The sequence below is a fragment of the Curtobacterium sp. MCPF17_011 genome (assembly GCF_003234145.1).
Taxonomy (GTDB): Bacteria; Actinomycetota; Actinomycetes; order Actinomycetales; family Microbacteriaceae; genus Curtobacterium.
This window is the reverse complement of record NZ_QKSK01000015.1, coordinates 1-25,029: the sequence shown is the minus strand read 5'-3', so window position 1 is coordinate 25,029 and position 25,029 is coordinate 1. Positions and strand designations below refer to the sequence as shown.

The window sequence follows — 25,029 nt, the reverse complement described above, 5'->3', positions numbered from 1 at the left end:
ATGATCCGACGAGGGATGGTGAAGCAGCCGGAGCTCAGTCCTCGTCGGGTGGGAAGGCGGTGAACGAGGCCCCGACCGCTGGGAAGGCATCGACAAGCTTCTGCAAGGTGGGCTCGGTGTTCGTTCCCCACATCCTGAACATGACGTGCGTTTCGTTCCCCTGATGAATCGGCGACTCGGTGAAGTAGCGCTTGACATCGAGTTGCGGCTCATGGTTGAGGAGAGCCCGGACACAGGGATCACCGGCGGCGATCAGTCCGGGCACGGACCGGAAGATTCGCTCGCGGAACAGGGGCTTTATGTCGTAGATCGACACACCGGCGTTGGTCAGAACGTTGACCATGTGCCGTACAGCGTTCCGCTTGTTCAACACGTCCGAGTCTCGTCCGCCAGCGGAGACGACGTACTTTGTGAAGTCTCGGCCGTCGGAGGAGGAACGCCGTGCCCGGGCGGCGTCCTTCTTCCCGATCTTGACTTGGTAGGCGGCGGCCTCGGGCAGCGGTAGCACTTGGTCGATGTCGAGAAGGATGCGACCGTCCACTTCGTACGGCTTCAGTCGGACGCAGCGGATGTCCATGCCCTCGAAGCGGTTCAACCACAAAACGGCGGTTGTTATCTCACGCCCGAAATCTGCCGAGACCAGAACGATGCGCACGTCCGTCGAGAGTGCAATGCCCTCTCCCTCCGTTCCCAGGAAGTCCGCGATGACGCCGCGCGCTTCGTCCAGAGAACCGTCGCCCTCGGAAAGTCGAGCACGGTGCGCTGCTAGCGCTTGAACGACCTCGTCGAAGGTCATCGAGGAGACCATTGCGGCGTAACGGATTGCCTGTAGCTCCATGTGACCGCCGTCTTCCGTCCGCTTCAACTCGATCACGACGAGGTTGCCAGCCTCATCGAGGGCGAGCAGGTCGATTCGACGGCGCGAGTCTTCCCAGTCGCCGAACTCCTCGCTGATGATCAGGAGCGATTCACCGAGTGCGCCTGGTTGAGCACGGAGGAGCCGTTGGATGTCGCCGCGTTCGTACAGGTGCAGGTCTCGGAAGGTGGCCGGACGCTGCTCCACGAGCGCGTCAGCTTCGAGTCGGAACAAGGGCATGGCCTGATTCAAACACTTCAGAGTCGAGTTCCGGCGTTCTCGCCATAGGACGAGACACCCTTGGTCCAGCGGGCCCCGCCACGTAGGGTCCAGACATGACCGTCGCCCTCTCGCTCGCGATCGTCGCCGGCGTCCTCGCTATCGCGACGGTCCTGGGCCTGCTGCTCCGCAGCCGCACCGGCCGAGCACGCGTGGTCACGTCCCGAGGCAGCGCTGCGACGACAGTTGCCGACCTCGCCGACCGGGAGGCGTTCGGGACCGCCGCCACGCTCCTCCAGTTCTCGACGCCCACGTGCGCACGCTGCCCCGCCACGGCGAGGCAACTCGACGCGGTCGCCGCGTCGAAGTCGACGACGGCCGGAGGCCCGGCCCGCGTCCGCCGACTCGAGATCGACCTCGCCGAACGGCCGGAGCTCGCCCGGCGCTTCGACGTGATGCAGACCCCGACCGTGCTCCTCGTGGACGGAAACCAGACCGTCCGTGCCCGCTTCGGCGGACCGCCCCGCCAGCCCGAACTCATCGCCGCGCTCGACGCCGTCCTCACCGAGGAGCACCCATGACCACCAGCCCTGCACCCTCCCGAGGGATCGACCGGCGCTCACCCCGCTTCGGTGCCACGATCACGACGGTCCTGCTCGCGCTCGACATCGTCCTCACCCTCAACGACAGCACGCGGACGATCGGCATCGTGCTGCTCGCCGTCATCGCCGCGCTCTTCGCCTGGGGAGGTCTCGCCGGCATCGCCCGCCACCCGTACGGCGCGCTGTTCCGCCGCCTGGTGCGCCCGCAGCTCGGCCCGCCCGCCGAACTGGAGGCACCCGAGCCCCCGACGTTCGCCCAGCGCGTCGGACTCGTCGTGACCGTTGTCGCCCTCGTCCTGGCCCTCCTCGGCGTCCCCTACGCCGCACCGGTCGGCGCTGCCGTCGCCCTGGTCGCCGCGTTCCTCAACGCGGCGTTCGACGTCTGCATCGGGTGCCTGATGTACGTCTGGCTCGTGCGCGTCGGCGTCTTCCGCGGCCGCAGCAGCATCGCGTAGCACCGGGTCCGGCGTCGGAAACTCCCCCCACGGCAGCTTCCGACGCCGGCTCCGGCACCACGGTCAGTGCCCGCCGACCGCCTGCTCCGACATCGCCACGAGGTCGTCCGCCCGCAGCCCCGGCCATCCGTGCAGGACGGCTCGCCACTCCTCCGGCAGCGCCGCCGCCCCGTACAGCGCACCGGCCAGCCCGCCCGCGATCGCCGCGACCGTGTCCGTGTCGTTGCCCGACCGGACTGCTCGGACGAGGGCGTCCTCGAGCGAGGTCGACGACCGGACCGCCGCGTAGGCCGCCTGCAACGCCGACACGACCCACCCGTTCGTCGCGGTGAAGGCCACCGGCTCCGCGTGTTCGGCTGCGACGAGTCGTTCCGTCCACGTCCGTCGGGCCGCCGGCTCGAGCAGGTCCAGCCCCTGCAGGACGTCGAGCTCGCCGTGCAACACCGCGTGCCGGATCGCGACGCACCACAGCACACACGCGTCCCCCGCGTCCGCTTCGTGGTGCGTCAGGTCGCTGACCGCGCGGGCCGCCGTGGCGAGCCGCTCCTCCTCACCGTCGTCGCCGCGCAGGTACGCGAGGACGAGCGGCACCGTCCGCATGAGCGAGCCGTTCCCGGCCGACCGGCCGGTCGACCCGTGCACCTGGCGGGCAGCAACGCGGCTGGCGGAGGCGGTCCGAGCCTCCAGACCGCCCAGGACGCTCCTCGTCTGGATCCCGACGTCGGGTGCGTCCAGCGCCCACTTCGCCCAGGCGGTGACCAAGCTGTCGAGGGTGGCTTCCGCCGCCGGGTCGTCACCTCGGGCGACGGCCTGGAGGATCGGCACGGCCATGCTCGTGTCGTCCGTCCACTCCCCTGGTCGCCACCCGAACGAGCCGCCACCCTGCATCAGGATCGGCGTCGGTTCCGGGACGGGCGGGCCGAACTCGTAGCCGGCGCCGAGGGCGTCGCCGGCGGCGGAGCCGAGGACGGCGCCGACGGCGCGGTCGAGGATCGTGGTGTGCTCGGTCATGGCGAGACCTCCGGATGCAGGTTAGCGCAGTTCCGCGCTAACTCGATCGTGCACCCTTCTGGTCATTAGCGCAAGTACGCGTAAACTCTTCTCCGTGGCTGACACCGAGTACCGCGATCCGAGCGGCAAGCGTCTGGCGGACTACCCGCACCCCTCCGTGGCGGTCGACACCGCGGTGATGACGGTCATTGACGGTGAGCTGTCGGTCCTGCAGGTCCGTGATGCCGTCGACGGTGACTGGCGACTGCCGGGGACGTTCGTCCACGAGGGCGAACGGCTCGCCGACTCGGTGCTGCGGTCCCTCCGCGAAAAGGCTGGCGTCGAGGGGCTCGCACCGCGGCAGCTCCACGTGTTCGACGACCCGGCGCGGGACTCGCGGGGGTGGGTGCTGTCAGTGGCGCACCTCGACGTCGTGCCCGCCGCTGCCCTGACGATCGACTCCGGGCGGGCGCGCCTAGTGCCCGTCGCGGCAGCGGGGGCGATGGTGCACGCGCACGACGACATCCTCGAGTACGCGGTGGCACAGCTGCGGGAGGACCACCGGGAGCGGCCGGACCCGCACGGGCTGCTCGCGGAGCCGTTCACGATGACCGAGCTGCGGCGATTGCACGAAGTGGTGCTCGGGGTGGAGTTGCAGCCGGACACGTTCCGGAGGGCGATGGTGGGGCGGCTCGTGGCGGCGGAAGGGAAGCGGGCGGAGGGGCCGGGGAAGCCGGCGGGGTTGTACCGGCGGAAATGAGAGCGACAGCAGCGTGTCGCTCGTCGCGGTAGCCCTGCTCGCGCACCCGTGGTCACCGAGGCACTGAGCGAGCCGATCGACGACACCGCGGCAGCGTCGCGGGGAGATCGTCGCGCCCGAATCACGGAAGTGCTGGTCTGATGTTCTGGATTTGAGTATGGTGTTGCACGCCCCGCCCCGTGCCCGTCCCAACGAACCCGAAAGGAGGGAACATGCAGAACAACGAGAGCGCCAACATGCTCCAGAGCTTCACGCTGGACGACAGGGTTGCAGAACTCGACGTCGTGGACGACCTGTGGTATTTCGTCGTCGGAAGCGGCGGCGCCGTGATCGTCGGCAGCGGTAAGGGCTGACCAGTCCGGGGATCGGGGCGGGGCCCCACCGTTTCCCGACAGCAACACGAGGACAAACCATGGCTGACCCACGCTGGAGCGTCGGCATCAACTTCGATTCGAAGTGCAACGCACGATGCGCACACTGCTGCGTCAGCAGTTCCCCGAACGCGACGGCCAACCTCGACGACGACCTGGTTGACAACATCGTCGACGAGCTCCTCCGCGAACCCAATGTGCGCGAGATCGGTCTCACCGGCGGAGAGCCCCTCATCCGGCGGGCTCGAACGATGTCGATCATCGCCCGGATCACCGCCAGCGGACGAGTGGCCTCGTGCGTGACCAACGGCTTCTGGGGGGTCACACGGCGAGCCGCAGACCGAGTCCTGGCCGAGTTCGAGGACGCCGGACTGCGGGAGCTCACGCTGAGCTACGACGACTTCCACTCGCCCTACGTCAAACCGGAGCGGATCAGGAACATCCTCGATGCCTCGCACGACAGACGTATCAAGGTCGTACTCAACATGTGCGTGAGTCGGTCGCAGGACTCTCGCGCACTGCTGGCCGAACTCGGTGACAGTGTGCATGGCGTCCAGATCACCCAGTTCCCCGTCGTTCCTGCCGGCGAGGCACGATCGCTTCCGGAGTCCGATTTCCACCGCCGCCCGATCACCCGGGGCATGCTGCACTGCCCGGGGAATCAGGTGATCTTCCACAACGACGGCAACGTGTACCCATGCTGTTCGCCGCCGATCTTCGACACGAGGATGACACTCGGCCGGGCAGGTGCACAGTCGTTCCAGCAAGTGGTCGACACGTTCGAGCGCAATGCCCTGCTCGGGATCATGCAGCGCGAGGGTTCCAGTGGTTCATCGACGCGATACGGCGGGTCGCACCGGACGCACCCGCCGCCACGGTCACCGAAGTGGTCTCGGCCTGCGAACTGTGCTCGATCGTATTCAGGGACGAGGAATCGATCGCCCTCATCAGGCCACAGGTCGACGCGTACTGGGCAGCTGTCGATGCGGCCTGATCAGGTCTACGCCGATGATCGATGCGAACTCCGCATCTCTGGTGGACACGCGGTGGTCTTCGATCGCCTGGAGCGTGCCTACTACCGCGCCCCCGTCGACTCGTTGCCCGAGTCGATACGGACCGCCGCGCGAATCCGGCGGTCGTCCGTTCCGACCTGGGCTGCGTGGAGCACCGCCGGAACGCTCCCGGCACTCCTCGCAGTCAATGCGATGCTCCTGCCGACGAGCACGACGCCGACGGACTCGTCAGCAGCGATCGCAGCGGCCGTCTACCTGGTGTTCTCCGTCCTCATCCACGAAGGAGCACACATCCTGGTGCTCCGTGGATTCGGCCGCTCGGTAGATCGTGTCGGGTTCAAACTGAGCTACCGGGTCTTCCCGGCGTTCTACGTCCGGATGAACCAGAGCCTGCTCCTGAGTAGACAGGAACAGGTCATCGTCCATGCTGCCGGCATCCTGGCGAACCTCGCCACCAACGCCCTCCTGCTGGTCGGGAACACCTGGGCCGTTCGGTCCTCAGGCATCGAAGTCGCGGCACACCTGGTCTTCATAGCGGTGGCCTGGAACGTCGTACCGATCTTGAACTCCGACGGTTACCGGGTGCTCCTCGCCCTAGCCGGCGTCGACGCTGCACGCAATCTCCCGGCGAACCCCCCGTGGCTGATCGGCATCAAGGTCGCGGGCGTCGTCTTCATCGTCTTCGTGGTCATCCGCACCATCCTCACACTGACAAGGAACCTCATTGCCTGACCTCCTGACGATCCAAGGCTTGACCGTGCGGTTCGGCCGTCAAACCGCCGTCGACGACCTCTCACTGACGATCGAGGACCGGGGCCACGTGATCGGGCTGTTCGGTCAGAACGGGGCTGGCAAGAGCACACTCATACGGTCGATGTGCGGGGTGATCAACAGGTACCGCGGAGTGCTCTCCCGCCACGGCAACTCCATCGCCTACCTCCCCGACGCACCATTCCTTTACGGACACCTCCGACTCGATCAGTGCGTCGCACTCGCACGGCAGCTGTGGTCAGACTTCGATGCCGACGTCGCTCGGAGGATCTTCGCCGAGCTCGGTCTTCCCGATGACCTCAGGGTCAGCCAGGCATCCAAGGGGATGTCGGAGCAGATCCACCTCGGCCTCGTCCTGAGTCGACGCTGCCATCTGTACGTGTTCGACGAACCGCTCGCCGCTGTCGACCCCTGGACACGGGACCGCTTGGTGCAACTGATCGGAGAGCACCGCTTGCCAGGTTCCACTGCGCTCATCTCGACGCACCTCGTGGCAGGACTGGAAGACCTCTTCGACGAAGCGATCGTCGTGCACGACGGTGCGCTCGTCCTGCACGAAGACGTCCATGCGATTGCTGCACGCGGCGGTCTGGAAGCACGAGTCAAGGAAGTGATCTCCGCTGATGCTCTGGCGCGTTGAGTTCCGCAAGCACCTGCCGGTGTTCGTCGCCGCGTACCTCGCCACGACGGTGACCGGCGTAGCCGCCGTGCTCGCATCCAACATCGTCACCTTGGACGTCATCCGAGCGCTGTGCACCTTGTTGTGCTGGAGCGCGACGACTGTCTACTCAGCCGTCGTGGTGTTCGCGTTCGTCGTTCTCGGGCGTGACCAGCTGTTCCAGATCAGCACCAGAAGTCGCTGGCAGCTCGTCGGCCTCAAACTGGGCGTCCTCGCCGTGTTGCTCACCGTCCAGCACCTCCTGACGGTCGGTCTGCAGCTGCAGAGCCTCCTCGAACCCGCAGGAGCAGACGCGGCAGCCGTGATCGGGTACGTGACGCTGGCGAAGGTCGTTTCGATCGCGGCGTTCCTGCTCTCGGTGACCTTCCTCGCAACGCTGTCGAAAGTGCTCCGTGGTCGAGGAGTTTCGACTTCGTTCTTCGCCGTCGGGCTGCTCGTCGTCATCGGCGTGCAGGCCGTCTTGCTCTGGCGGATCGGGGCGCCGAACACGCAAGAGTTCTTCATCGGCGTCGGGGGGCAGCTGTTCACGGTCAACCTCTACGCGAACATCCTGCCGCTGACCCTCACTGGTCCGAGCGGTGGCTTCCTGCCGCCGATCTCGGGTCTGTCGATCGTCTTGAACCTGATCGCCGCGATCGTGTTGGCCGCTGCTTGGGCTGTCCTCGCCAAAGTTCGTAGGTTCGACTTCCTGCCGCTGTGAAGTCGACGTCGTCACCTCGAGGTCGTGCCGGCTGTCTCCGTGTCGATCGACGAAGAGCGGGCGCGCTTGGTGCCCGTCGCCTCAGCGGGGGCGATGGTGCAAGCGCACGACGACATCCTCGAGTACGCGGTGGTGCAGCTACGGGAGGACCATTCACGAAGACCGAGCTGCGACGGTTGCGCGAAGTGGTGCTCGGAGTGGAGTTGCAGCCGGACATGTTCCGAAGGGCGACCGTGGGGCGGCTCGTGGCCGCGGAGGGCTACCGGGCGAAGGGGCCGGGAACGCCGGCAGGGCTGTACCGGGTGGGGTGAGGGGCAGCGCTGCGCGAGCCGTGATCACGGCGCTGCGCCAGTGCCCAGGTATGAACCGCGCTCCCGCTTTCGCTCGGCGCCCGGCTCCGCGCCCGGACTCGAGCACCGCGAAGAGGGCTCGACTCTCGCCCGTGATGAGGTTCAGTAGCCGACTTCGGCAACGAACGTCTGGAGACGTTGCAGGCGCTCGCACGGCGCAGTCCTCGGACTGCCGCTCTACCTGATCCCGACGACGTGGTCGTCGGGATCAGCGCGTCCGGCCGGACGCCCTAGGTGTACCCGGCCGTCCTGGAGGCACAGCGCCGCTGCGCCCTGTCGGTCTCCGCCGCGTGCAACCCCGACTCGGCCGCGGGGCGGGAGGCGGACATCGCCATCGACGTCGTCGTCGGTCCCGAGTTCATCGCCGGGTCGACCCGCCTGAAGGCGGGCACCGCGCAGAAGCTCGTCCTGAACATGCTCACCACGCTCGCGATGGTGCGCAGCCACAAGACGTACGGCAACCGCATGATCGACGTGCGGGCGACGAACGCGAAGCTCGTCGCCCGGGCGTTCTCGCTCGTGCAGGACGTCACGGGCGCTGCCTCGACCGAGGTCCAGGCGGCGCTCGATGCCTCGGACGGTGAGGTGAAGACCGCCATCGCCGTGATCCTGACCGGCGCCTCCGCTGCCGACGTGCGTGCTCGCCTCGATGCTGCTGCTGGCTCGTTGCGCGCCGTGCTGTAGACCTCGTTCCCCCTTTTCCGTTTCCTTTCCCCCGAGGAGCACAGCAATGCCCGATGCACAGCAACTCGCCCAGCAGATCCTCGACGCCGTCGGCGGTTCCGCGAACATCGCCGACGTCGAGAACTGCATGACCCGCCTGCGGGTCGAGGTCGTGTCCGACTCCTCCGTCGAGCTCGAGGACCTCAAGGCCACCGACGGCGTCATGGCCGCCATCGCGGCCGGCTCGAACCTGCAGATCGTGCTCGGCCCGGGTCTCGTCGACCGCGTTGCCGACGGTCTGGAGGCCCTGCGCGCGGCCGCCCCGTCGGCTGCGGCTGGTGGGCCTGGTGCGTCGCCTGAGGAGCTCGCTGCTCGCGGCGCGTCCATCAAGGCGACCGCGCGGTCCCGTTCCGACGGTCGCACCATGCGCGCGATCCGGAAGATCTCCGCGATCTTCATCCCACTCATCCCCGCACTGATCGCCTGCGGTCTGATCGCCGGGATCAACGGCATCCTGACGAACCTGGGGTGGGTGCCTGCGCTGACGCCGTTCCTCGGCGTGCTCTCGTCCGGCTTCCTGTCCCTGCTCGCCGTGTTCGTCGGAATGAACGCCGCGAAGGAGTTCGGCGGCACGCCCATCCTCGGCGGCGCGGTCGGCGGCATCATCGTCGCGGCCGGCGTCGCGAACGTCACGGTGTTCGGCGAGACCCTGGCTCCAGGGCAGGGTGGTGTGCTCGGTGCGCTGGCCGGCGGCATCCTCGCCGCGTACGTCGAGCGGTTCATGCGCCGGGTCACGCCGGACGTCATCGCGCTCATCGTCGTGCCGACCGTCACCGTCCTGGTCGCCGGCTCGATCACCCTCGGCGTGCTCATGTCCGTCGCCGGTGTCGTCTCGGTCGCGATCGGTACTGCTGCGACCTGGCTGCTCGCGAACGGTGGCGCCTTCGCCGGCTTCGTGCTCGGAGGTCTCTTCCTGCCCCTCGTCATGACCGGCATGCACCAGGGGCTCATCCCGATCCACACCACCTTGATCGACCAGACTGGTTGGAACGTTCTGCTGCCCGTGCTGGCGATGGGTGGTGCCGGCCAGATCGGTGCGTGAGACGAAACCAGCAACCGACGCGTTTGCCCTGGCCGCGAACGCATTCCGCCTCGTGTTCCCGCCGGGCATGGAAGGAGCAGTTCGACCAATGTGTGATGATCACTCTTGTTCTCTTGATGCCCCCGTTCGAGAAAGGCGGGCAGACATGGGCTCTCGGCGAACATGCGAAGGCTCACGTGCAGTTGATAAACGCCCTGCGCGCCCTTGAAGGGCGAGAACAGATCAACGAGCCGACAACGAACCCGAACCTGCTGAAAGACGCTCGCAAGATCGTCGCGAGGCTCGCCCACGACTTGAACAAGGACTCCACTCATGGAAAGCACGCAGTTGGAGCCGACCAAGCTGAGCCGGGGAAGTCAGCATAGGGCACGGAGAAATCCCCGCACGGCTCCGTATGGCGGTAGCATGAGCTGGCGATTTCCACTTCGACGAGGACTCCATATTATCGCTGGTAGTTGGGTTTTAGTCAAATTGGCCATGTCATGAGTCCTTTTCTCTAGAAGCTAGCCGTTCGTGATTTCCTGCACTCGGCAATTTCTTCCGGAGTGTCGCCGAACGCCGATGGGGAAATCTGCGTCCCGCCTGCGGCGCAGACCTACTTCGAGTTCGGGCGCCGCCTAAAAAGGGAAGACCAACAGGTCCGGCGCGCGTCAAATGTGACTCGCGGCACCCCCCGGTTCGCGATCGGCGAAGTGAGGCATCCGCACTAACATGAAGCTGTGTACGTCACTAGCAGCTTCCGCGATCCTGCCGTCATCCCTCCCGACTTGATGCGCCGCTACAGATGGATAGAGACCGGCAACGCTGCCGCCGTCCTCAACGCGGTGGCCACGACCGAGTTCCACGAGTTCTTGTACGTGCTAAACAACTTCACCCTGCATCCGAACGAGTGGCTGCGTGCCGGCGGCAACAAAGGAGACCTGACAGATGCGCTCGATCAGCAGTTCCGGCGGATGGGCTGGGAAGAGACGCGCATCGACTTCGAGATCAAGGGCTACTTCCACACGGACTTCCATCAGCAGGGAGCCGGGACAGTCGGCCGGAGGATTGTCGAGGTCCCAGCGGTCTACAGCGAGGGCTTCCGAGTCGACAACCACAAGGGCCGCATGATCGTAGACGTTGAGTGGAACGCCAAGGACGGGAACCTTGATCGCGATCTGGCGGCGTACCGGTCTTGGCACGAGAACGGGCTTATCGACGGAGCGGTCATCATCACCAAGGATCGGTTGCCCTTGCTCAGGCTGGCACGCGACCTATGGGCTGAGTACCAAGACACGCTGCCCGACCACCTGAAGTCGAGCAGGCTGCCGATCGACCTTTCGACGTCAACCACCACGTCGCTCGACAAGGCCGACATCCGTATGCAGCGCGGAGGGGCGGGCACGTGTCCCGTCCTGATCGTCGGGATCTCGGACGCTACCTGGGACGGCACACGCTTCGACCCGCCAGTCGTCTAGGCAGTCGACGTCTGAGGGCTCCAATAGACTTGCCCGGCTATGACGACACCTCTTCGCGCGGACATCGACCCGACGGTCCCCGTCCCCCTGCCCACGATCGAGGACGGCTTCAAGACGATCCTTGCCGACCCGCCGTGGCGCTTCACGAACCGCACAGGCAAAGTCGCGCCCGAGCACCGTCGCCTCGACCGGTACGACACGATGACGCTGAACGACATCAAGGCAATCCCGGTCGCTGACCATGCGGCTAAGAACGCGCACCTCTACCTATGGGTCCCGAACGCGCTCCTGCCTGAGGGTATGGAGGTCATGAAGGCATGGGGCTTCCGGTACGTGAGCAACGTGGTCTGGGCCAAGCGTCGCAAGGACGGTGGGCCCGACGGACGGGGCGTCGGCTTCTACTTCCGTAACGTAACCGAATTGATCCTGTTCGGCGTGCGCGGGTCCATGCGCACGCTTCCGCCCGCGCGAAGTCAGGTCAACATGATCGAGACGCGGAAGCGCGAACACTCTCGCAAACCCGACGAGCAGTACGAGTTCATCGAGTCTTGCTCCCCCGGCCCGTATCTTGAGATGTTTGCCCGCAATGCCCGGCCCGACTGGCACGTCTGGGGCAACGAGTCCGACGTCGAAGAGGTAAGAGGCAAGGTTCACCGTGGCTACGGCGGCGGAGCGATTGAGCGGCCTTCAAGCGCCGAATAGACGCGCGGCGTGGACGCACGTTTCTGGATCGCAGAATCGGTTCTGTATGCGGCGTCAATCGACGGGAGAACCGTGTCCGGCGATTATTGTCGGATGATTGATTCCGAGAGTCCCGAGTGGGGCACGGGGAAGCGCAGCTTTCTTGAGTCGACGGAACAGGCCGTCATGGCGGAGTTCCCGTTGGCGTCCGACTTGAACAACGAAAGCGTGCGCCGGCATCGGGTACCACCTGCTCGCAGACCGCCGCTGGCCCGGCAGCCGCACAGCACAGGTCGACATGGTCGTCGTCGGCGTCTTCATCGTCGTTACCAAAGCCTGGCGCGAGGTCGCCGTCCACGGTGACCGAATGACCCGCGGCCAGGAGGACGTCACCGACGACATCGTCCGCTTCGCCGACCTCGCGTACAGCACCGACACGGCGCTGGCGGACACAGGCCGGGCGCCCGGCGAAATCCATGCGGTCGCCGCCCTGGCCGGGCAGAAGCGGATGCACACCCGCGTCGCATCACTCGACCTGATCGGGGAAAACGATCTCGTCGGGCACATCACCGAGCGCGGAGCCCGACTGTCGGTGTCCCAACGCCATCAACCGGTTCATCGGTGCACTTGACACCGCCTGGTCAGGACGGGGCCGCGGTCGAGGAAGCCGCACCACGAGCGAGCTGTGATATCTGTTGCTTCATGTCGGTGAAGGGAAGGTTCAACTGCACGACCGTCCGAGATACAGCGGGCCCTGCGATCACCTGGAGCGCACCAGAAGGCACCTCACCCGCCGCGTAGACCAACCACCCCTCTGCCAAGCCGAGCCTTCGGCAGTATGCGGCCATCTGGTACAGATCAGCGTTCGGATACTGCCCGTGCTTCTCGACCTTGTACTTCACGTCGATGCACGCCCGTACCTCCCCGTCGACGAGCCACACCAGGTCCGGTGCGATCTTCACCGCCCTCTCGACGTCGAGCGTCGACTGGTACTGCGACACGAGCACTCCCCCATACGGCTTGAACGCCTCGCGCAGAGCAGCCGACACGAAGTCCTCGAACACCGACCACATGTCGACGAGGAACCCCGATGCGACGACCGACCCGGCACGCTGCTCGACCGACGACCCCGACAGCACGAGTGACGCCGATGCCAGCGCCGACGAGTACCGCGCGTTTCGTCGATCTGCCCGCACCACCGGCACCGGCACCCCGACCGGGATCACCGACACTCCGTCGAGCACCCGCACGATCCGCCGCAGCGCCCCGAGGACATCGGCCGGCACACCTGGCAGTCGCAACAACCGCGTCGCTGCGGTCAGCAGTACCTGGTTCTCGACGATGTCCTCGACGTAGTCATCGAACGACACCTCGACTGGCAGCGGCTGCCCGCCCCGCCGTGTCAGCTGGTCCCCGATCCGCCACCGACCACGCACGAGCGGCAGCGCGTCCTCGCGCGTGACGTACCCACGAAGCGGTCCTCCGGCCAACGCCCGCGAGGCCAGCCGTACGAACGCGTACGCCAATGCCGGCACGAGGTCATCGTCCTCCTCGAACCCGAAGTCGTCCTCGGTCCAGATCGCACTCCCGGCACGGGCGTACCCGAGCATCGCGAACAGCCGCCGCACCGGCGTCTTCGGCTTCAACCACACCGTGTGCCCGGCGATCCGCACGACGCCGACCTTCCGGACACCGCTCACGCGGTACTCGTCGGTGCCAAGCGTCGGTGCGACGGTCGCGATGTTCGCCGTCGCAAGACCGACCGCCACCGCGCGCGGCAGCCGGTGCACCACCGGCTGGTCTGCTTCCCGCAGCTCAATTGTCGACGGAAGCACCTTCGGCCCCGTCCGCAGCGTCGCGTGTCGCCTGGCGACGCAGCGTCGCCAGGCCGTACCGCGCTTCCAGGTCGACGCCTTCGCCGTAGTGGTGCTCCGCCAGGAGCGGCAGGATCTCGTACCGCCACACGTCCTGCAGCCCGGTCCCGGCGAGATCGCGCATCAGGAAGGACGGCCCGACTTTCGCATCGTGGTCCTGGATCTGCGCGTTGAGCCGTGACAACAGGTCGGCACGATCATCCTGGAGGCCTTTGGTCTCCACCCAACGCGACAACACGTTCTGCACGGGCTCGCGTTCGGGGTGCAGCTCGATGAACGCGAAGCGGCGCCGCATGGCGGCGTCGAGCATCGCGATCGAGCGATCGGCGGTGTTCATCGTGCCGATGACGAAGATGTTGCTCGGCAGGGTGAACGGCTCGTCGCTGTAGAGCAGGGAGATCTCGCTGTCGCGGTACTCGAGCAGGAAGTACAGCTCGCCGAAGACCTTCGCTATGTTGCCGCGGTTGATCTCGTCGATGACCAGGAAGTAGTTCGCCTCCGGGTTGGCGGCGGCCGCGTCGGCGAGGCGCCGGAGTGGTCCCTTCCGAAGGGTGAAGGCGAGGTTGCCGCTGTCGTCGTTGGCGACGGGGCGGAAGCCCTCGAAGAAGTCCTCGTACGAGTACGTCGGGTGGAACTGCACGATGGTGGTCTCACCGTCGGTACCGTCCGTCACGTGCTTCGACAGCGCTTGCGCCAAAAAGGTTTTGCCGGTGCCCGGCGGACCGTAGAGGATGACTTGCTTGCGCCGCTCGATGAGGTCGAGGGTGTCCTGTAGCCAGGGCTTCGGCATGTGCAGATCGTCCGCCAACCACTCGGCCGCGTCGGGGAAAGCGGATCGCTCAGTGGTCGGTTCCGGATCGGGCTCGGGCGACGGCGTTGGGTCTGGCTCCGGTCCGGGGACCGGAGCTGACTTCGACTGCCACCGGCTTGCTAGCGGCTCAACGTAGTAGAGCGCCGGGCCTTTGGCTTTCTGCTGCAGCGCGAGAGTGATCTGTTGGAACGCGGCGTCCGCATCGTCGTCCATCTGGCCTTCGACCTCGCCGGCGAAGGCCAACCGAATCGCTTCGCGGTTGTCACTCGACACGACCTCGCCGTAGACGCCTGGATGCACCAGATACAGCAGTTCGTTGCGCTGGGTCGGAAAAGCAGAGCCGGGGAGCGAGTTCACGAAGTCGCGCCAGGCCCACGGGTCCTCCAAAGCATGTTCGCGCTTCTCAGCCGTCAGATCGATCCAGCGGACCGCGCACTCGACGACGAGTGACAGTGCCTTGTAGAGCTGCACCGACATTGCAGTTCCCGGGTTGAACGACCATGAGCGGAACGCCGCGTCGATCTCTGTTGGAATCGTCACCGGGTGTTCCATGGCATCGAGCAGGAACGAGACTCGCTCCCGTTTCTTGCGCTCCCCTGGCGTCTGCAGCGGCAGGATCTGCCAGCAAACAAGTTCGGCCATCAGCAACTTCGCGTCGTCGCTGGCCTCGCCGAACTGGTTGCCGAGCTTCGCCAGGAAGTCCTGGCCGTCCGCTTTGGGTTGAGCCAGAAATCGCTGCCGGAGCTCGTCCGCGACGTCCTGGCGCCAGACCGATCGCCCCGGAGCGAAAACCGAGTCGAGTGCTGCGAGCCCCCTGTCGACAAAGAGACGCTCGGTCGTTCGGATCACTTCCGCTCGCCGATCTGGCGGAACGACTTCCGTGCGCAGCCGAAGTGCAAGATCTTCGCGTTGCGCCTGCTGAAACGCGCGCTCTCGCTCGTTCAGCGTAGTACCGAACTCTTCAAGGGACAGCTCAGGGCGTGCGACGTCGCTGCCCTCATCCGTGACGATCCACTCGCCGCGACGCGGCTTCTCCATGAATCCAGCGTGAACCAGAGCGGTAGTCCCCCACAGGAAGTCCGACTGACCTTGGGGTTCCCCACTGCCGTTGAGCTCTCGCTCGTCGCCTTCGAGTGGGACAAGGTCTTTCACGTGGTCCCAGACCTCGAGTCGTCGACCGACACCCTGCTGATCGAGATATCGCAGCGCTGCGCGGAGTCGCTCGAGTCGGTTTTCGGTACGCGTCATGCGTGGTCCTCGAAGGCGTCGTCGTCTTCTTCGAGCAGGGCTGTCGGCATTGGTAGCCCGTACTTCTCGCTGAGGAACCGCGTTTGGCAGTACCGCTTGGCGTCCTCCGCCAGCTGTCCGAGAACGGCGGCATTCACCCCGGCCCCGATCACGATGCCGACGAAAGGCACGACCTTCGCGACGCTTTGCACGGAAACCCGTCCGCCGTTTACGCCGACCTGTTGCATCAGCTTCTCAAGAGCGGCCAGGAGCCGGTGGTCGGCGCGGAGTTTGTTCGACCATCGGACTCGGTCTTTCGCTGCCCACGCCGCTCGCGATGCATCCCTTATCGGACCTGCCTTGGCGGCCTGTGCGATGAACGACCTTCGGACGATCCGCTGGATGAACTCTTGCTCCTCAGGGTCCTTCGCGTCGTATCCGTACGAGTACGCCACACGAGCTGCGATGGAGACGCTCAGAGCCTGCACAACAACGATGTCTGCAGTGATCGCGATCGGGATACCCGCTACTGGTACCAGTGCGAGTGCTCCCATCGCACCGCCTTCAACGGCTCCGGCCGATCTCCAGCGCAGGGTGTTGAGCGTCAGGAGGCGATCACAGTCTCGGAGGTCACGCCAGCGAAGGTCAGTGAACGCCTCGACGTCGAATCCGCGCTTACGAGCGAGTTCTTCCACCGCCTTAGGGTCATTCAGCTCGACGACCCAGTCGTTCACGAGGTTCAGGAGAGCCACCGCCGACTCGAAGGCCGGCTTTATTGCCGCATCCGCGACGGCGGTGCTTGCGCGGCGGATGGGCTCCTTGATCGGTTCCGGAACCTTCTCGACGACGCGACCAGCGCCCTTCCGCGCCGCGGCCCCTCCACGGTCGATCGCCTCGCTCACCCAGTTCGGCAACCCGCGAGCGTTGTTGCGTTTTTCCCAGTAGGTCCCCAGCCCGTCCCAGACCTTCTCTTCATACGCGCTCATTCGTCGGTCGTGGACGACTACTTCACTCATGCTGTGGTCCTCCCGGCTTGTGCCACTCGAGACATTCTGGCGGACTCGCGCGACGTTTCGTCACTTCCTTCAAAACTCCGCGTCGTGAGTACGGCATCCCGCACAGTTCAGAAGCGATGTGCACTCTGCAGTCGCCTCAGTAAGACGACTACTGTCGCCCCGCCGTCCCAGCGGAGCTACTGAGCCGCCGTCGGAACCAGCTGAGTGAATCAGCGCCACGCACACCGAGGTAGCAGGCGATGGGTTGCACGGCCCACCCCGAACGGGTGCTAGACGGCCTGCCAATTCCCGACCAGGATTGACGGCGGAAAACAGGAACGAAGTTAAGGGGCGCTCAGTGCTGCGCAGAGCCGAGAACGTGACGATGAGGCACCGCGTGAACCTCTTCACTCGGAGGGGTCGGGTCGAGCTCACCGTTGGCCGCTCGACGTACTACGTCGGGTCGAAGCTACGGAAAGACGAGCTCTCCGCTGCCTTCGCGACATCAAACCGCAACCCGGTGAAGGTCGGACGTGTCAAGGAGCGCCAGTACTGGTGGTTCCGCGGCCGTTGGTTCTGGGACAACGACAATCTGCTGCCGGAGCAGGTCTTCGCGCTTCTCGAGACACGCGACCGTCGGCAGGCCTCGACCATCGCTCGAGCCCACACCATCGCCAACAGCCCTTCGCAGCCCGTGCAGTACCGTCGAGGCGCGATCCCGCGGGATGTGAAGCAACTCGTTTGGGCTCGCGACGGTGGCCGATGCGGCACCTGCGGCTCGACCTCCGAGTTGCAGTTCGATCACATCATCCCGGTGTCGCGAGGCGGAAGCAGCGAGCCAGAGAACCTGCAGGTGCTGTGCGGGCCGTGCAATCGCCGGAAGGGTGCCGCGGTTGGCTGAGCGCTCGCTGCGGACGGACGATGCCTAGGTTGTTTGCATGAGTCTAGATCTCCTCAGGTCCATCTGAACGATGCAGGACAGGCGCTGCGAGCCAATCCATTTCCTGTTAGCTCGGCCGAGCGGATGCCGACCGGTCCGGGTCTCTATGCGGTCTGGTCCAACGAGGAAACGTGGTCTGAACTCGGACTTGAGTGGCGGGGACCGATCACTCCGCTCTATGTCGGCAAGGCCGAGGAAAGCCTTCGCAAACGTGAGGTCGATACGCACTTCGCCGCGGGGAGTAGTTCGGCCTCGAAGACGGGGTCGTCCACGGTGCGCCGCTCCTTCGCAGCACTCCTGGCACCGTCCTTGGGCTTCCGGGCCATCCCGAGGAACGTCGAGAAGCCGCGGCACTTCTCGAACTACGCCCTACGCTCGGACGATGACCTCCGTCTGACCGCGTGGATGCACGAACACCTCCTGCTGTCCGCGTGGGCAAAGACTGCGGAGTTGGCTGCTCCTCTCCGCTCGCTGGAGGCACCCGTCATCGGCGAATGGGATCCGCCGATCAACATTCAGGGCGCCGCGAGCTCTCGCGCTGGGCTCAAAGCCGCACGCTCGGTGCTGAGTGCACAAGCGCGGTCTTGGACGAACTGACCTCCACGGGAGCCCGCACGCTCTGACTGTCTTGTCGGGCCACCTACCGGTTGGACACCTGCTCGACGTGGGCGAAGCACGAGAGCCTTGCCACCGAACGACGGAAGGCGCGGCACCAACCGGCGCCGCGCCTCCCGTCCATCACCACGTCTTCAACTCACCAAGTCAGCACAAACCGCCCCCGCCTCCCCCGGCCTCCAACCGCTCATGCGCCTCCACAGCCCGAGCAGCTGGCAGCACCTCGGCGACCCGCGGCGTCAACGTCCCACTCTCCACCGCATGCCGCAGCTGCTCGAGCTTGTCGAACGACCGGTACTCCGAGAAGACCATGACCTGCACGAACTCGATCCCCCGAGCCCCGTTGCCCTGCCACCCCGCACGTCGAAGAACACTCCGCCGTCGCGAACGGCGTCCACCACCTCGTCGCGCTGCACGGCGTCGGCGAGCGCATCGACCCCGTCCGGCACGAGCGCACGGACAGCGGAAGCGAAGGAAGCACCACGTGGTCCGGCCCGAGCGACCGCACCAGCGCTTCGTCCGCCGGAGCAGCATCCGCGATCACGGTCAGCCCGGCGGCCTTCGCCAGCTGCACCACGTAGTTCCCGAGCAGCCCCGCGGCACCGGTCACGGCGAGCGTCTGCCCCGGCGCGAGCGAGGCGTGCGACAGGATTTGCAACGCCGTCAGCCCGTTCATGGGCACGGTAGCCGCAGCCTCGATCGACGTCCCGCGAGGGATCCGTGTGAACGACCCCACCGGCGTGACGAGCTCCTGCACGTAGGCGCCACCATGGGCACTGAGCGGCAACGCCATCGCCATGACCTCGTCGCCGACCTGCCAGCCGGTGGCGTTGGGCCCGACCTCGTCGATGACGCCGGCGCAGTCCATCCCCGGCACGTACGGCGGCGAGGCCTGCGAGCTGTCCCGCTGGCCGGCACGCACCCCCGTGTCGGTCGGGTTCACGGCGAACGCCTGCACCCGGATCCGCACGGACCCCGAACCGGCGTGTGGTTCCGGAACATCGTGGACTCCCCTGATCCAGCTGCGGGAGGCCCAGCGGCGGAAGGACCCGGCGGCCGGGCAGCCTCAGCGCACCGTGCAGGAGCGGCCGACCGGGGTCAGTCCCACGTCGCCAGCGCCACGATCATCGAGATCGGCAGCGACACCGCGAGCACGATCCCGACGACGATCGCCAGAGTCCTCGCTGTCCGGACGCCCTGCTGCCCGACCCACACGAGCAGCAGGATCGCCACGAGGTAGACCGGCACGACGAGCAGCAGCGGCACGAACCCGAGCCCGGTCCACTCCACGAGCGCGCCAGCGAGCAGTTCGTACCCGGTGCACGCTGCCGACACCGCGAGCGCGACCCGCACCTGGGTCGATGCTCGGTGGTTCGGGACAGCGGTCTCGTCCTGCTCACTCATCGTCGTACCCGTTGCCGGGCCCTCCCGCCAGGCAGGTCGTCTCGACCATCACGTCGCCGGAGGCCCTGGTCACGCTTGCGTTCGCCTCCGCGAGCCAGTCGTCCCCGAGCGCTCGGATGTCCCAGCCGGACGGGTCGGCGTCGCGGAGCCCGGCCTCGCGCAGCACCTCGCGCACGGGAGCCAGTCGCCGCTCGACCTCGTCTGCTGGCAATTGATCGGCTTGCCGCTCGGCATCTGTCTGCGGCTCGCCCTCCGGGTCGGAGGGCACCGACCATCGCCACATGTACTGCGTGCCCTCCTGCAGGTTCGACAGCGGGCACTCGAGGGTGACCTGGACGACGTCCTGGGAACGCACGTCTTCGCCCAGCGCGCGCACGGCGCGCTCCCCGACGCCCGCGAGTTCCTGCTCCGCCTCCGTCTGCGTCATGCTCGTCTCGAGCTCGGTGAGCGGCTGCGCACGTCGCTCGGCATCCGCAGCCCAGCTCTTCGCCGCCCCCGTCGTCGGGTACCCGAGCGTCCCGGCCGCGAGGACGGCGAACACGGCGCACGCCACCGGCCCGACCAGCGTGACTGATCGGTCCCGCCGTCGCTGCATTAGCAGCACGACGACCCCGGTGAGCGGCACCCCTGCGCACACCACCGTCACCACGACGTCACCGATCGTCTGCGCCGAGAGCGACCGGTTCGAGCTGTCGACGCCGTTGTACCCGGCGAGCGCGACGAGCAGCCACGCGATCCACCCGGCGGGCAGCAGCAGACCACTCAGCACGATCCACCCGATGCCGTTCCGCCGCTTCGGCGGCGACCACGCGCTGTCGTCGACCATTGGTCCCCCGTTCCCCACATCCACCGTACCGACTGACGGGAGGCGCAGCACCAGCCCGCCACGCGCCTGACGTCCAGCAGGGACACACCGACCCATCACCGACCCGCCCGGACCCGCCTACGCTCGAAGTGATGCCCGCACCACGCACGACCCGCGACTCGACCACAGCCCTCGTCCCCACCACCACGAGCGACGGCTTCATCCGCGTCCGCGGCGCTCGCGAGAACAACCTCCGCGACGTCGACGTCGACATCCCCCGCGACCGCATCGTCGCCTTCACGGGCATCTCCGGCTCCGGTAAGTCGAGCCTCGCGTTCGGCACCGTCTTCGCCGAGGCACAGCGCCGTTTCCTCGAATCAGTGGCCCCCTACGCTCGCCGCCTCATCGCGCAGGGTTCGACCCCGCACGTGGAGTCGATCACGGGCCTCCCGCCGGCCGTGGCCCTGCAGCAGCGCCGCGGAGCCCAGAGCTCCCGGTCGACGGTGGGCACGCTCACGACGCTGAGCAACTCGACCCGCATGCTCTACTCCCGTGCCGGCACCTACCCGGAGGGCGCGGAGCAGCTGTACTCGGACTCGTTCTCCCCGAACACCGTCGCCGGCGCCTGCCCGCGATGCCACGGGTTGGGCGTCGCGCACGAGGTGACCGAGGCCTCCGCCGTCCGTGACCCGTCGTTGAGCATCCGCGACGGTGCGATCACGGCGTGGCCTGGAGCGTGGCAGGGCAAGAACCTGCGCGACGTGACGGCTGGCCTGGGCTACGACATCGAGCGACCGTGGCGGGAGTTGCCACAGGCGGACCGCGACTGGCTGCTCTTCACCGAGGAGCAGCCGGTGGTCGAGGTGCACCCGAAACGCGACCGGGTTGCGAAGCCGTACAAGGGGAAGTTCTGGAGCGCACGCCAGTTCGTCCTGCACACGCTCGCGGACTCGCAGAGCGAGTCACAGCGGAACAAGGTCCTGCAGTTCGTCGAGTCCGGTCCGTGCACGCTGTGCGGTGGTTCGGGGCTGACGCGGGCGGCTCTCGCGGTGACCTTCGGCGGGATGACGATCGCCGACCTCAACGCCCTGCCGCTGTCCGACGTCGCCGAGGTCCTCCGCCCCACGGCTGAGCTGACCGACGCTGCCGCCGCCACCTCACGCACCACCTCGGGCGAGCGCACCGAGGTCGCCGTGGCCATCGCCCGCGACCTGCTCGGCCGCGTCGAGGTGCTCACCGGTCTCGGCCTCGGCTACCTGAGCCTCGACCGCGCGACGCCGACGCTCTCCCCCGGCGAGATGCAGCGCCTCCGCATCGCGACCCAGCTGCGGAGCGGCCTGTTCGGGGTCGTCTACGTCCTCGACGAGCCGAGCGCGGGCCTCCACCCCGCCGATGCCGAGCCCCTGATCCAGGTCCTGGAGGACCTCCGCGCCAGCGGCAACAGCGTCTTCGTCGTCGAGCACGACATGCGCATCGTCCGGCAGGCGGACTGGATCGTCGACGTCGGTCCGGGTGCGGGCACGGCCGGCGGTACCGTCCTGTACAGCGGACCGGTCGACGGCCTGGCTGACGTCGAGGCGTCCGTCACCCGCCGGTTCCTGCAGCCGCGGGGCTCCGACCGGGAGGCCCGCCCCACCCGCACGCCGATCGGCACCCTGGCACTGCGCGACGTCACGCGCCACAACCTCCGCGGGCTGGACGTCGACCTGCCGCTCGGGGTCTTCACCGCCGTCACCGGCGTCTCCGGCTCCGGCAAGTCCTCACTGGTCGGCGGGGTACTGCCTGCCCTGGCGGTCGACCACCCGACGGTCAGCCGCGTGGTGGAGGTCGACCAGAAGCCGATCGGCCGGACGCCCCGGTCGAACCTCGCCACGTACACCGGGCTGTTCGACGCGGTGCGGACGGCGTTCGCGGCGACCGACGACGCGAAGGCCCGCGGCTGGACCGCCGGACGGTTCTCCTTCAACGTCGCGGGCGGCCGGTGCGAGGTCTGCCAGGGCGAGGGCTCGGTCTCCGTGGAACTGCTGTTCCTGCCGGGGAGCTGGGCACCATGCCCGGAGTGCCACGGTTCCCGCTACAACGACGAGACGCTCGAGGTCCGCTGGAACGGATCGACCATCGCCGACGTCCTCGGCATGACCGTCGACGAGGCCACTCCGTTCCTCGCAGCGATCCCCGCCGCCGCCCGCGCACTCGACGCCCTGGGCCAGGTCGGGCTCGGCTACCTGCGACTCGGGCAGCCCGCACCGGAACTGTCCGGCGGCGAGGCCCAGCGCATCAAGCTCGCCACCGAACTGCAGCGCGCTCGCTCCGGCCACACGCTCTACGTCCTCGACGAGCCGACCACGGGCCTGCACCCGGCCGACGTCGAGCGCCTGACGGAACAGCTGTCCCAGCTGACGGATGCCGGCAACACGGTCGTCGTCGTGGAGCACTCGATGTCGGTCGTCGCCGCAGCCGACCACGTCATCGACATGGGGCCGTCCGGAGGCGACGCCGGTGGCCAGGTCGTGGCGGCCGGCACGCCCACCGAGGTCGCGGCCTCCCCGGACAGCCGCACGGCCCCGTACCTCCGCGCCGAACTCGGTCTCTGACCGAAGCCGTCGCCGGACGGGAGGCGCGGCGCGGTCCCGCCCCGCGCCTCCCGTCCGACGTTGTCCACAGACTTCAGGATCGCGCGGCGTCCGCCGCCGCCTCCGCGGTACCGTCCCGGGATGCAGCACTGGGAGGCAGACGAGGAGCGCAGCCGCCACATGGCCCGCTTCGTACGACGGGACACCGCGCCTGAGCTCGCGCTCCGTCGGGCCCTGCACGCTCGCGGTCGCCGCTTCTTCGTCGACCGTCGGATCAGCAGCCGGACGAGGGCGCGCGCCGACCTCGTCTTCCCCCGCGTTCGTGTGGCCGTCTTCGTCGACGGCTGCTTCTGGCACTGGTGCGAGGAGCACGCGCACCCGCCGAAGGCCAACGCCGAGCTGTGGCGGGCGAAGTTGCTGGCCAACCGGCAACGTGACGCGTCGCACGACGCCGTACACCGCAGCGAAGGATGGGTCGTCATCCGGATCTGGGAGCACCAGGACGTCGAGGGCGCAGCGGACGTCGTGGAGGCCGCGCTGGATCTGTGGGACCGCATCGCGTCACGCCGACTCGGGCGCACTCACCCCACCGCGGCGAACGCCTCCCGCGCAGCCGCGGCGTCCTCGGCCGGCGGCCGGCCGTACGCCTCCCGGTAGTCCCGTGAGAAGTGCGACGCACTGCGGTAGCCGACCGCCACCGCAGCGCGCGCCGCGGTCTCGCCGAGCAGGACCATCCGCCGCCGTGCCTCCCCCAGCCGCGCACGCTTGAGCTACTGCGGGGTGGACATCCTCGACGTCGACGGCGGCCTCGTGGCGACGCGGCTGGGCTAGGCACGCTCACGGAGGCGCGCCGATGACGGACGGGAGGCCCGGGACCAGTCGGTCCCGGGCCTCCCGTCCGTGACGTGGTGACTCCCGTCACACGGCGACACCCGTCACCTGCGGACCTCCGTCACCAGGTCAACACGAACCGGCCTCGAGTCCCGCCGGCTTCGAGGCATTGGTGCGCCTCGGCGGCACGCGCGGCGGGCAGCACCTCGGCGACGCGGGGAACGATCGTGCCGCCCTCGACCGCCTGTCGGAGCCGCTCGAGCTTGTCGAACGACCGGTACTCGCGGAAGACCATGACCTGCTCGAAGCGGATGCCGTCCGTGCCGTTGCCCTGCCAACCGCGGACGTCGAGGAAGACGCCACCGTGGCGGAGGGCCGGGACGACGACGTCCCGCTGGACAGCACAGTCCGCGAGGGCGTCGGCACCCTCGGGAACGATGGCCCGGACTGCATCGGCGAACGCATCGCCCCGAGGAACGACGTGATCCGCCCCGAGCGAGTGCACGAGCGCCTCGTCCTGCTCGGACGTGTCCGCGATGACGGTGATCCCGGCGGCCTTGGCGAGCTGCACGACGTAGTTGCCGAGGAGGCCCGCGGCACCGGTCACGGCGAGGGTCTGGCCGCGCTCCAGGCCGGCGAGCTCGAGGATCTGGATGGCGGTGAGGCCGTTCATCGGGACGGTGGACGCGAGTTCGATCGAGGTGCTGCGTGGGATGCGGGTGAACGACCCGACCGGTGCGACCAGGTGCTCGACGTAGGCGCCGCCGTGGCCGGTGAGGGGTAGCGCGATGGCCATGACCTCGTCGCCGACAGCCCAACCCTCGACGTCGGGACCGACCTCGTCGATCACACCCGCTGCGTCCATCCCGGGGACGTAGGGCGGAGCGGCTGCGCTCGAGTCCCGCTCCCCTGCGCGCACTCCGGTGTCAGTGGGGTGCACCGCGAACGCTCGGACGGCGATCCGCACGGACCCGCTGCCGGCGTGGACGTCCTGGACCTCGTGGACGGCGAGGGCCTCGGGCCCTCCGAACTGTGTGACTCCGACGACCTGCATGCATCCGGTCTACCGGCTGCGGCGAACGCGGTGTCTAGGCAGCGAGCGATGAGGCCGACAAATGCAGAAAACCCCTGACAGAGGGAGCGGATGCTCCCCGTGTCAGGGGTTTTCATGAGGAGAAGTCCGGCGGCGTCCTACTCTCCCACAAGGTCCCCCTTGCAGTACCATCGGCGCTGAGAGGCTTAGCTTCCGGGTTCGGAATGTGACCGGGCGTTTCCCTCTCGCTAT

Annotated in this window: 26 protein-coding genes, 1 rRNA gene and 2 pseudogenes; 17 read left to right on the top strand and 12 right to left on the bottom strand. The window is 67.4% G+C overall.

The features are described 5' to 3' along the window. Positions 1-34 precede the first annotated feature (34 nt). On the bottom strand, positions 35-1,096 hold the full coding sequence (locus tag DEJ25_RS15105) for a hypothetical protein (RefSeq protein ID WP_110903022.1): 1,062 nt from the start codon (positions 1,094-1,096) through the stop codon (positions 35-37). Between the two features lie 95 nt (positions 1,097-1,191). Here DEJ25_RS15105 and DEJ25_RS15100 point away from each other — a divergent pair, with 95 nt between their 5' ends. Together DEJ25_RS15100 and DEJ25_RS15095 are read left to right on the top strand one after the other, a co-directional pair. Then, positions 1,192-1,656, top strand: a complete 465-nt coding sequence (locus DEJ25_RS15100) for a co-chaperone YbbN (protein ID WP_111045201.1) — start codon at positions 1,192-1,194, stop codon at positions 1,654-1,656. Beyond that, on the top strand, positions 1,653-2,132 hold the full coding sequence (locus DEJ25_RS15095; RefSeq protein ID WP_111045200.1) for a DUF4395 domain-containing protein: 480 nt from the start codon (positions 1,653-1,655) through the stop codon (positions 2,130-2,132). The genes DEJ25_RS15100 and DEJ25_RS15095 overlap by 4 nt, the downstream gene beginning before the upstream one ends. 63 nt (positions 2,133-2,195) lie before the next feature. Here DEJ25_RS15095 and DEJ25_RS15090 read toward each other — a convergent pair whose 3' ends face one another. Next, complete coding sequence (locus tag DEJ25_RS15090; protein WP_111045199.1) at positions 2,196-3,143, bottom strand: ADP-ribosylglycohydrolase family protein; 948 nt, start codon at positions 3,141-3,143, stop codon at positions 2,196-2,198. Positions 3,144-3,237: 94 nt separating this feature from the next. Here DEJ25_RS15090 and DEJ25_RS15085 point away from each other — a divergent pair, with 94 nt between their 5' ends. From DEJ25_RS15085 to DEJ25_RS15040, 11 genes are all read left to right on the top strand, one after another. Continuing rightward, positions 3,238-3,882 carry an NUDIX domain-containing protein gene (locus tag DEJ25_RS15085; RefSeq protein ID WP_111045198.1) on the top strand — a complete coding sequence of 215 codons (645 nt, stop codon included), beginning with the start codon at positions 3,238-3,240 and terminating at the stop codon, positions 3,880-3,882. A 212-nt stretch (positions 3,883-4,094) separates the two neighbouring features. Next, positions 4,095-4,235, top strand: a complete 141-nt coding sequence (locus DEJ25_RS15080) for a YydF family exported signaling peptide (protein ID WP_110905174.1) — start codon at positions 4,095-4,097, stop codon at positions 4,233-4,235. 59 nt (positions 4,236-4,294) lie between these two features. After that, the gene (locus tag DEJ25_RS15075) at positions 4,295-5,998 is read left to right on the top strand and encodes a radical SAM protein (protein WP_111045197.1); all 1,704 of its coding nucleotides are present in this window, start codon (positions 4,295-4,297) and stop codon (positions 5,996-5,998) included. Next, positions 5,991-6,677 (top strand): ABC transporter ATP-binding protein, encoded by a 687-nt coding sequence (locus tag DEJ25_RS15070; RefSeq protein WP_110905177.1) that lies wholly within the window; start codon positions 5,991-5,993, stop codon positions 6,675-6,677. The genes DEJ25_RS15075 and DEJ25_RS15070 overlap by 8 nt, the downstream gene beginning before the upstream one ends. Beyond that, complete coding sequence (locus tag DEJ25_RS15065) at positions 6,661-7,416, top strand: hypothetical protein (RefSeq protein ID WP_110905178.1); 756 nt, start codon at positions 6,661-6,663, stop codon at positions 7,414-7,416. Before DEJ25_RS15070 ends, DEJ25_RS15065 begins: the two co-directional genes overlap by 17 nt. Before the next feature lie 584 nt (positions 7,417-8,000). After that, positions 8,001-8,450 (top strand): N-acetylmuramic acid 6-phosphate etherase, encoded by a 450-nt coding sequence (locus tag DEJ25_RS15060; protein WP_181421710.1) that lies wholly within the window; start codon positions 8,001-8,003, stop codon positions 8,448-8,450. A gap of 46 nt (positions 8,451-8,496) precedes the next feature. Further along, positions 8,497-9,531, top strand: a complete 1,035-nt coding sequence (locus tag DEJ25_RS15055; RefSeq protein ID WP_110905179.1) for a PTS transporter subunit EIIC — start codon at positions 8,497-8,499, stop codon at positions 9,529-9,531. A gap of 95 nt (positions 9,532-9,626) precedes the next feature. After that, positions 9,627-9,896: a hypothetical protein gene (locus tag DEJ25_RS16470; RefSeq protein WP_146236835.1), complete on the top strand. Its 270-nt coding sequence runs from the start codon at positions 9,627-9,629 to the stop codon at positions 9,894-9,896. Between the two features lie 354 nt (positions 9,897-10,250). Beyond that, positions 10,251-10,988, top strand: a complete 738-nt coding sequence (locus tag DEJ25_RS15050; RefSeq protein WP_220033239.1) for a BglII/BstYI family type II restriction endonuclease — start codon at positions 10,251-10,253, stop codon at positions 10,986-10,988. A gap of 39 nt (positions 10,989-11,027) precedes the next feature. Next, positions 11,028-11,690, top strand: coding sequence for an MT-A70 family methyltransferase (locus DEJ25_RS15045; RefSeq protein WP_110905180.1), 663 nt, complete (start codon positions 11,028-11,030; stop codon positions 11,688-11,690). Positions 11,691-11,967: 277 nt separating this feature from the next. Then, entirely contained in the window at positions 11,968-12,300 is a 333-nt protein-coding gene (locus DEJ25_RS15040; RefSeq protein WP_110905181.1) for a hypothetical protein, read from the top strand. Between the two features lie 10 nt (positions 12,301-12,310). On the opposite strand, the gene DEJ25_RS15035 is transcribed toward DEJ25_RS15040, so the two are convergent. From DEJ25_RS15035 to DEJ25_RS15025, 3 genes are read right to left on the bottom strand one after another with little or no spacing between them, the layout of a single operon-like run. Further along, positions 12,311-13,462: an McrC family protein gene (locus tag DEJ25_RS15035; protein WP_110905182.1), complete on the bottom strand. Its 1,152-nt coding sequence runs from the start codon at positions 13,460-13,462 to the stop codon at positions 12,311-12,313. A 22-nt stretch (positions 13,463-13,484) separates the two neighbouring features. Beyond that, complete coding sequence (locus DEJ25_RS15030; protein WP_111045196.1) at positions 13,485-15,602, bottom strand: AAA family ATPase; 2,118 nt, start codon at positions 15,600-15,602, stop codon at positions 13,485-13,487. Beyond that, positions 15,599-16,597, bottom strand: a complete 999-nt coding sequence (locus tag DEJ25_RS15025; protein ID WP_110905183.1) for an EcsC family protein — start codon at positions 16,595-16,597, stop codon at positions 15,599-15,601. Before DEJ25_RS15025 ends, DEJ25_RS15030 begins: the two co-directional genes overlap by 4 nt. A gap of 376 nt (positions 16,598-16,973) precedes the next feature. Between DEJ25_RS15025 and DEJ25_RS15020 the strand changes: the two genes are divergently transcribed. Both DEJ25_RS15020 and DEJ25_RS17260 read left to right on the top strand, forming a co-directional pair. Next, complete coding sequence (locus DEJ25_RS15020; protein WP_258366524.1) at positions 16,974-17,477, top strand: HNH endonuclease; 504 nt, start codon at positions 16,974-16,976, stop codon at positions 17,475-17,477. A 123-nt stretch (positions 17,478-17,600) separates the two neighbouring features. Continuing rightward, on the top strand, positions 17,601-18,113 hold the full coding sequence (locus DEJ25_RS17260) for a GIY-YIG nuclease family protein (RefSeq protein ID WP_375334567.1): 513 nt from the start codon (positions 17,601-17,603) through the stop codon (positions 18,111-18,113). A gap of 165 nt (positions 18,114-18,278) precedes the next feature. Here DEJ25_RS17260 and DEJ25_RS17095 read toward each other — a convergent pair whose 3' ends face one another. The 4 genes and pseudogenes from DEJ25_RS17095 to DEJ25_RS15005 form a co-directional block, all read right to left on the bottom strand. Further along, complete coding sequence (locus DEJ25_RS17095) at positions 18,279-18,443, bottom strand: zinc-binding dehydrogenase (RefSeq protein WP_258366523.1); 165 nt, start codon at positions 18,441-18,443, stop codon at positions 18,279-18,281. Between the two features lie 475 nt (positions 18,444-18,918). Next, positions 18,919-19,101 (bottom strand): annotated as a pseudogene (locus DEJ25_RS17255) (alcohol dehydrogenase catalytic domain-containing protein); the annotation flags it as partial. A gap of 128 nt (positions 19,102-19,229) precedes the next feature. Beyond that, positions 19,230-19,535 carry a hypothetical protein gene (locus tag DEJ25_RS15010; RefSeq protein ID WP_111045195.1) on the bottom strand — a complete coding sequence of 102 codons (306 nt, stop codon included), beginning with the start codon at positions 19,533-19,535 and terminating at the stop codon, positions 19,230-19,232. Further along, positions 19,528-20,361 carry a hypothetical protein gene (locus tag DEJ25_RS15005; RefSeq protein WP_111045194.1) on the bottom strand — a complete coding sequence of 278 codons (834 nt, stop codon included), beginning with the start codon at positions 20,359-20,361 and terminating at the stop codon, positions 19,528-19,530. Before DEJ25_RS15005 ends, DEJ25_RS15010 begins: the two co-directional genes overlap by 8 nt. 131 nt (positions 20,362-20,492) lie before the next feature. On the opposite strand from DEJ25_RS15005, the gene DEJ25_RS15000 reads away from it, so the two are divergent. Both DEJ25_RS15000 and DEJ25_RS14995 read left to right on the top strand, forming a co-directional pair. Further along, on the top strand, positions 20,493-22,934 hold the full coding sequence (locus DEJ25_RS15000) for an excinuclease ABC subunit UvrA (protein ID WP_111045193.1): 2,442 nt from the start codon (positions 20,493-20,495) through the stop codon (positions 22,932-22,934). A 120-nt stretch (positions 22,935-23,054) separates the two neighbouring features. Next, a complete protein-coding gene (locus tag DEJ25_RS14995) occupies positions 23,055-23,570 on the top strand; it encodes a very short patch repair endonuclease (RefSeq protein ID WP_111045192.1) in 516 nt (171 codons plus the stop codon). Positions 23,571-23,596: 26 nt separating this feature from the next. On the opposite strand, the pseudogene DEJ25_RS17085 reads toward DEJ25_RS14995, so the two are convergent. The 3 genes and pseudogenes from DEJ25_RS17085 to rrf all read right to left on the bottom strand — a co-directional run. Continuing rightward, positions 23,597-23,647: pseudogene (locus DEJ25_RS17085) on the bottom strand (hypothetical protein); the annotation flags it as partial. Between the two features lie 218 nt (positions 23,648-23,865). Then, complete coding sequence (locus tag DEJ25_RS14985; protein WP_111045191.1) at positions 23,866-24,798, bottom strand: NADP-dependent oxidoreductase; 933 nt, start codon at positions 24,796-24,798, stop codon at positions 23,866-23,868. Between the two features lie 124 nt (positions 24,799-24,922). Further along, positions 24,923-25,029: ribosomal RNA gene (gene rrf / locus DEJ25_RS14980) — 5S ribosomal RNA — on the bottom strand; the annotation flags it as partial.

What these genes read in the sequence shown, in the direction of transcription:
- DEJ25_RS15040 (WP_110905181.1), top strand. Translation starts at nt 11,968, where the DNA reads ATGGTCGTCGTCGGCGTCTTCATCGTCGTTACCAAAGCCTGGCGCGAG.
- DEJ25_RS15030 (WP_111045196.1), bottom strand. Translation starts at nt 15,602, where the DNA reads ATGACGCGTACCGAAAACCGACTCGAGCGACTCCGCGCAGCGCTGCGA.
- DEJ25_RS15075 (WP_111045197.1), top strand. Translation starts at nt 4,295, where the DNA reads ATGGCTGACCCACGCTGGAGCGTCGGCATCAACTTCGATTCGAAGTGC.
- DEJ25_RS15045 (WP_110905180.1), top strand. Translation starts at nt 11,028, where the DNA reads ATGACGACACCTCTTCGCGCGGACATCGACCCGACGGTCCCCGTCCCC.
- DEJ25_RS17095 (WP_258366523.1), bottom strand. Translation starts at nt 18,443, where the DNA reads ATGGTCTTCTCGGAGTACCGGTCGTTCGACAAGCTCGAGCAGCTGCGG.
- DEJ25_RS17260 (WP_375334567.1), top strand. Translation starts at nt 17,601, where the DNA reads ATGCCGACCGGTCCGGGTCTCTATGCGGTCTGGTCCAACGAGGAAACG.
- DEJ25_RS14985 (WP_111045191.1), bottom strand. Translation starts at nt 24,798, where the DNA reads ATGCAGGTCGTCGGAGTCACACAGTTCGGAGGGCCCGAGGCCCTCGCC.
- DEJ25_RS15010 (WP_111045195.1), bottom strand. Translation starts at nt 19,535, where the DNA reads ATGAGTGAGCAGGACGAGACCGCTGTCCCGAACCACCGAGCATCGACC.
- DEJ25_RS16470 (WP_146236835.1), top strand. Translation starts at nt 9,627, where the DNA reads ATGATCACTCTTGTTCTCTTGATGCCCCCGTTCGAGAAAGGCGGGCAG.
- DEJ25_RS15000 (WP_111045193.1), top strand. Translation starts at nt 20,493, where the DNA reads ATGCCCGCACCACGCACGACCCGCGACTCGACCACAGCCCTCGTCCCC.
- DEJ25_RS15105 (WP_110903022.1), bottom strand. Translation starts at nt 1,096, where the DNA reads ATGCCCTTGTTCCGACTCGAAGCTGACGCGCTCGTGGAGCAGCGTCCG.
- DEJ25_RS15080 (WP_110905174.1), top strand. Translation starts at nt 4,095, where the DNA reads ATGCAGAACAACGAGAGCGCCAACATGCTCCAGAGCTTCACGCTGGAC.
- DEJ25_RS15100 (WP_111045201.1), top strand. Translation starts at nt 1,192, where the DNA reads ATGACCGTCGCCCTCTCGCTCGCGATCGTCGCCGGCGTCCTCGCTATC.
- DEJ25_RS15095 (WP_111045200.1), top strand. Translation starts at nt 1,653, where the DNA reads ATGACCACCAGCCCTGCACCCTCCCGAGGGATCGACCGGCGCTCACCC.
- DEJ25_RS15055 (WP_110905179.1), top strand. Translation starts at nt 8,497, where the DNA reads ATGCCCGATGCACAGCAACTCGCCCAGCAGATCCTCGACGCCGTCGGC.
- DEJ25_RS15025 (WP_110905183.1), bottom strand. Translation starts at nt 16,597, where the DNA reads ATGAGTGAAGTAGTCGTCCACGACCGACGAATGAGCGCGTATGAAGAG.
- DEJ25_RS15090 (WP_111045199.1), bottom strand. Translation starts at nt 3,143, where the DNA reads ATGACCGAGCACACCACGATCCTCGACCGCGCCGTCGGCGCCGTCCTC.
- DEJ25_RS15065 (WP_110905178.1), top strand. Translation starts at nt 6,661, where the DNA reads ATGCTCTGGCGCGTTGAGTTCCGCAAGCACCTGCCGGTGTTCGTCGCC.
- DEJ25_RS15005 (WP_111045194.1), bottom strand. Translation starts at nt 20,361, where the DNA reads ATGGTCGACGACAGCGCGTGGTCGCCGCCGAAGCGGCGGAACGGCATC.
- DEJ25_RS14995 (WP_111045192.1), top strand. Translation starts at nt 23,055, where the DNA reads ATGCAGCACTGGGAGGCAGACGAGGAGCGCAGCCGCCACATGGCCCGC.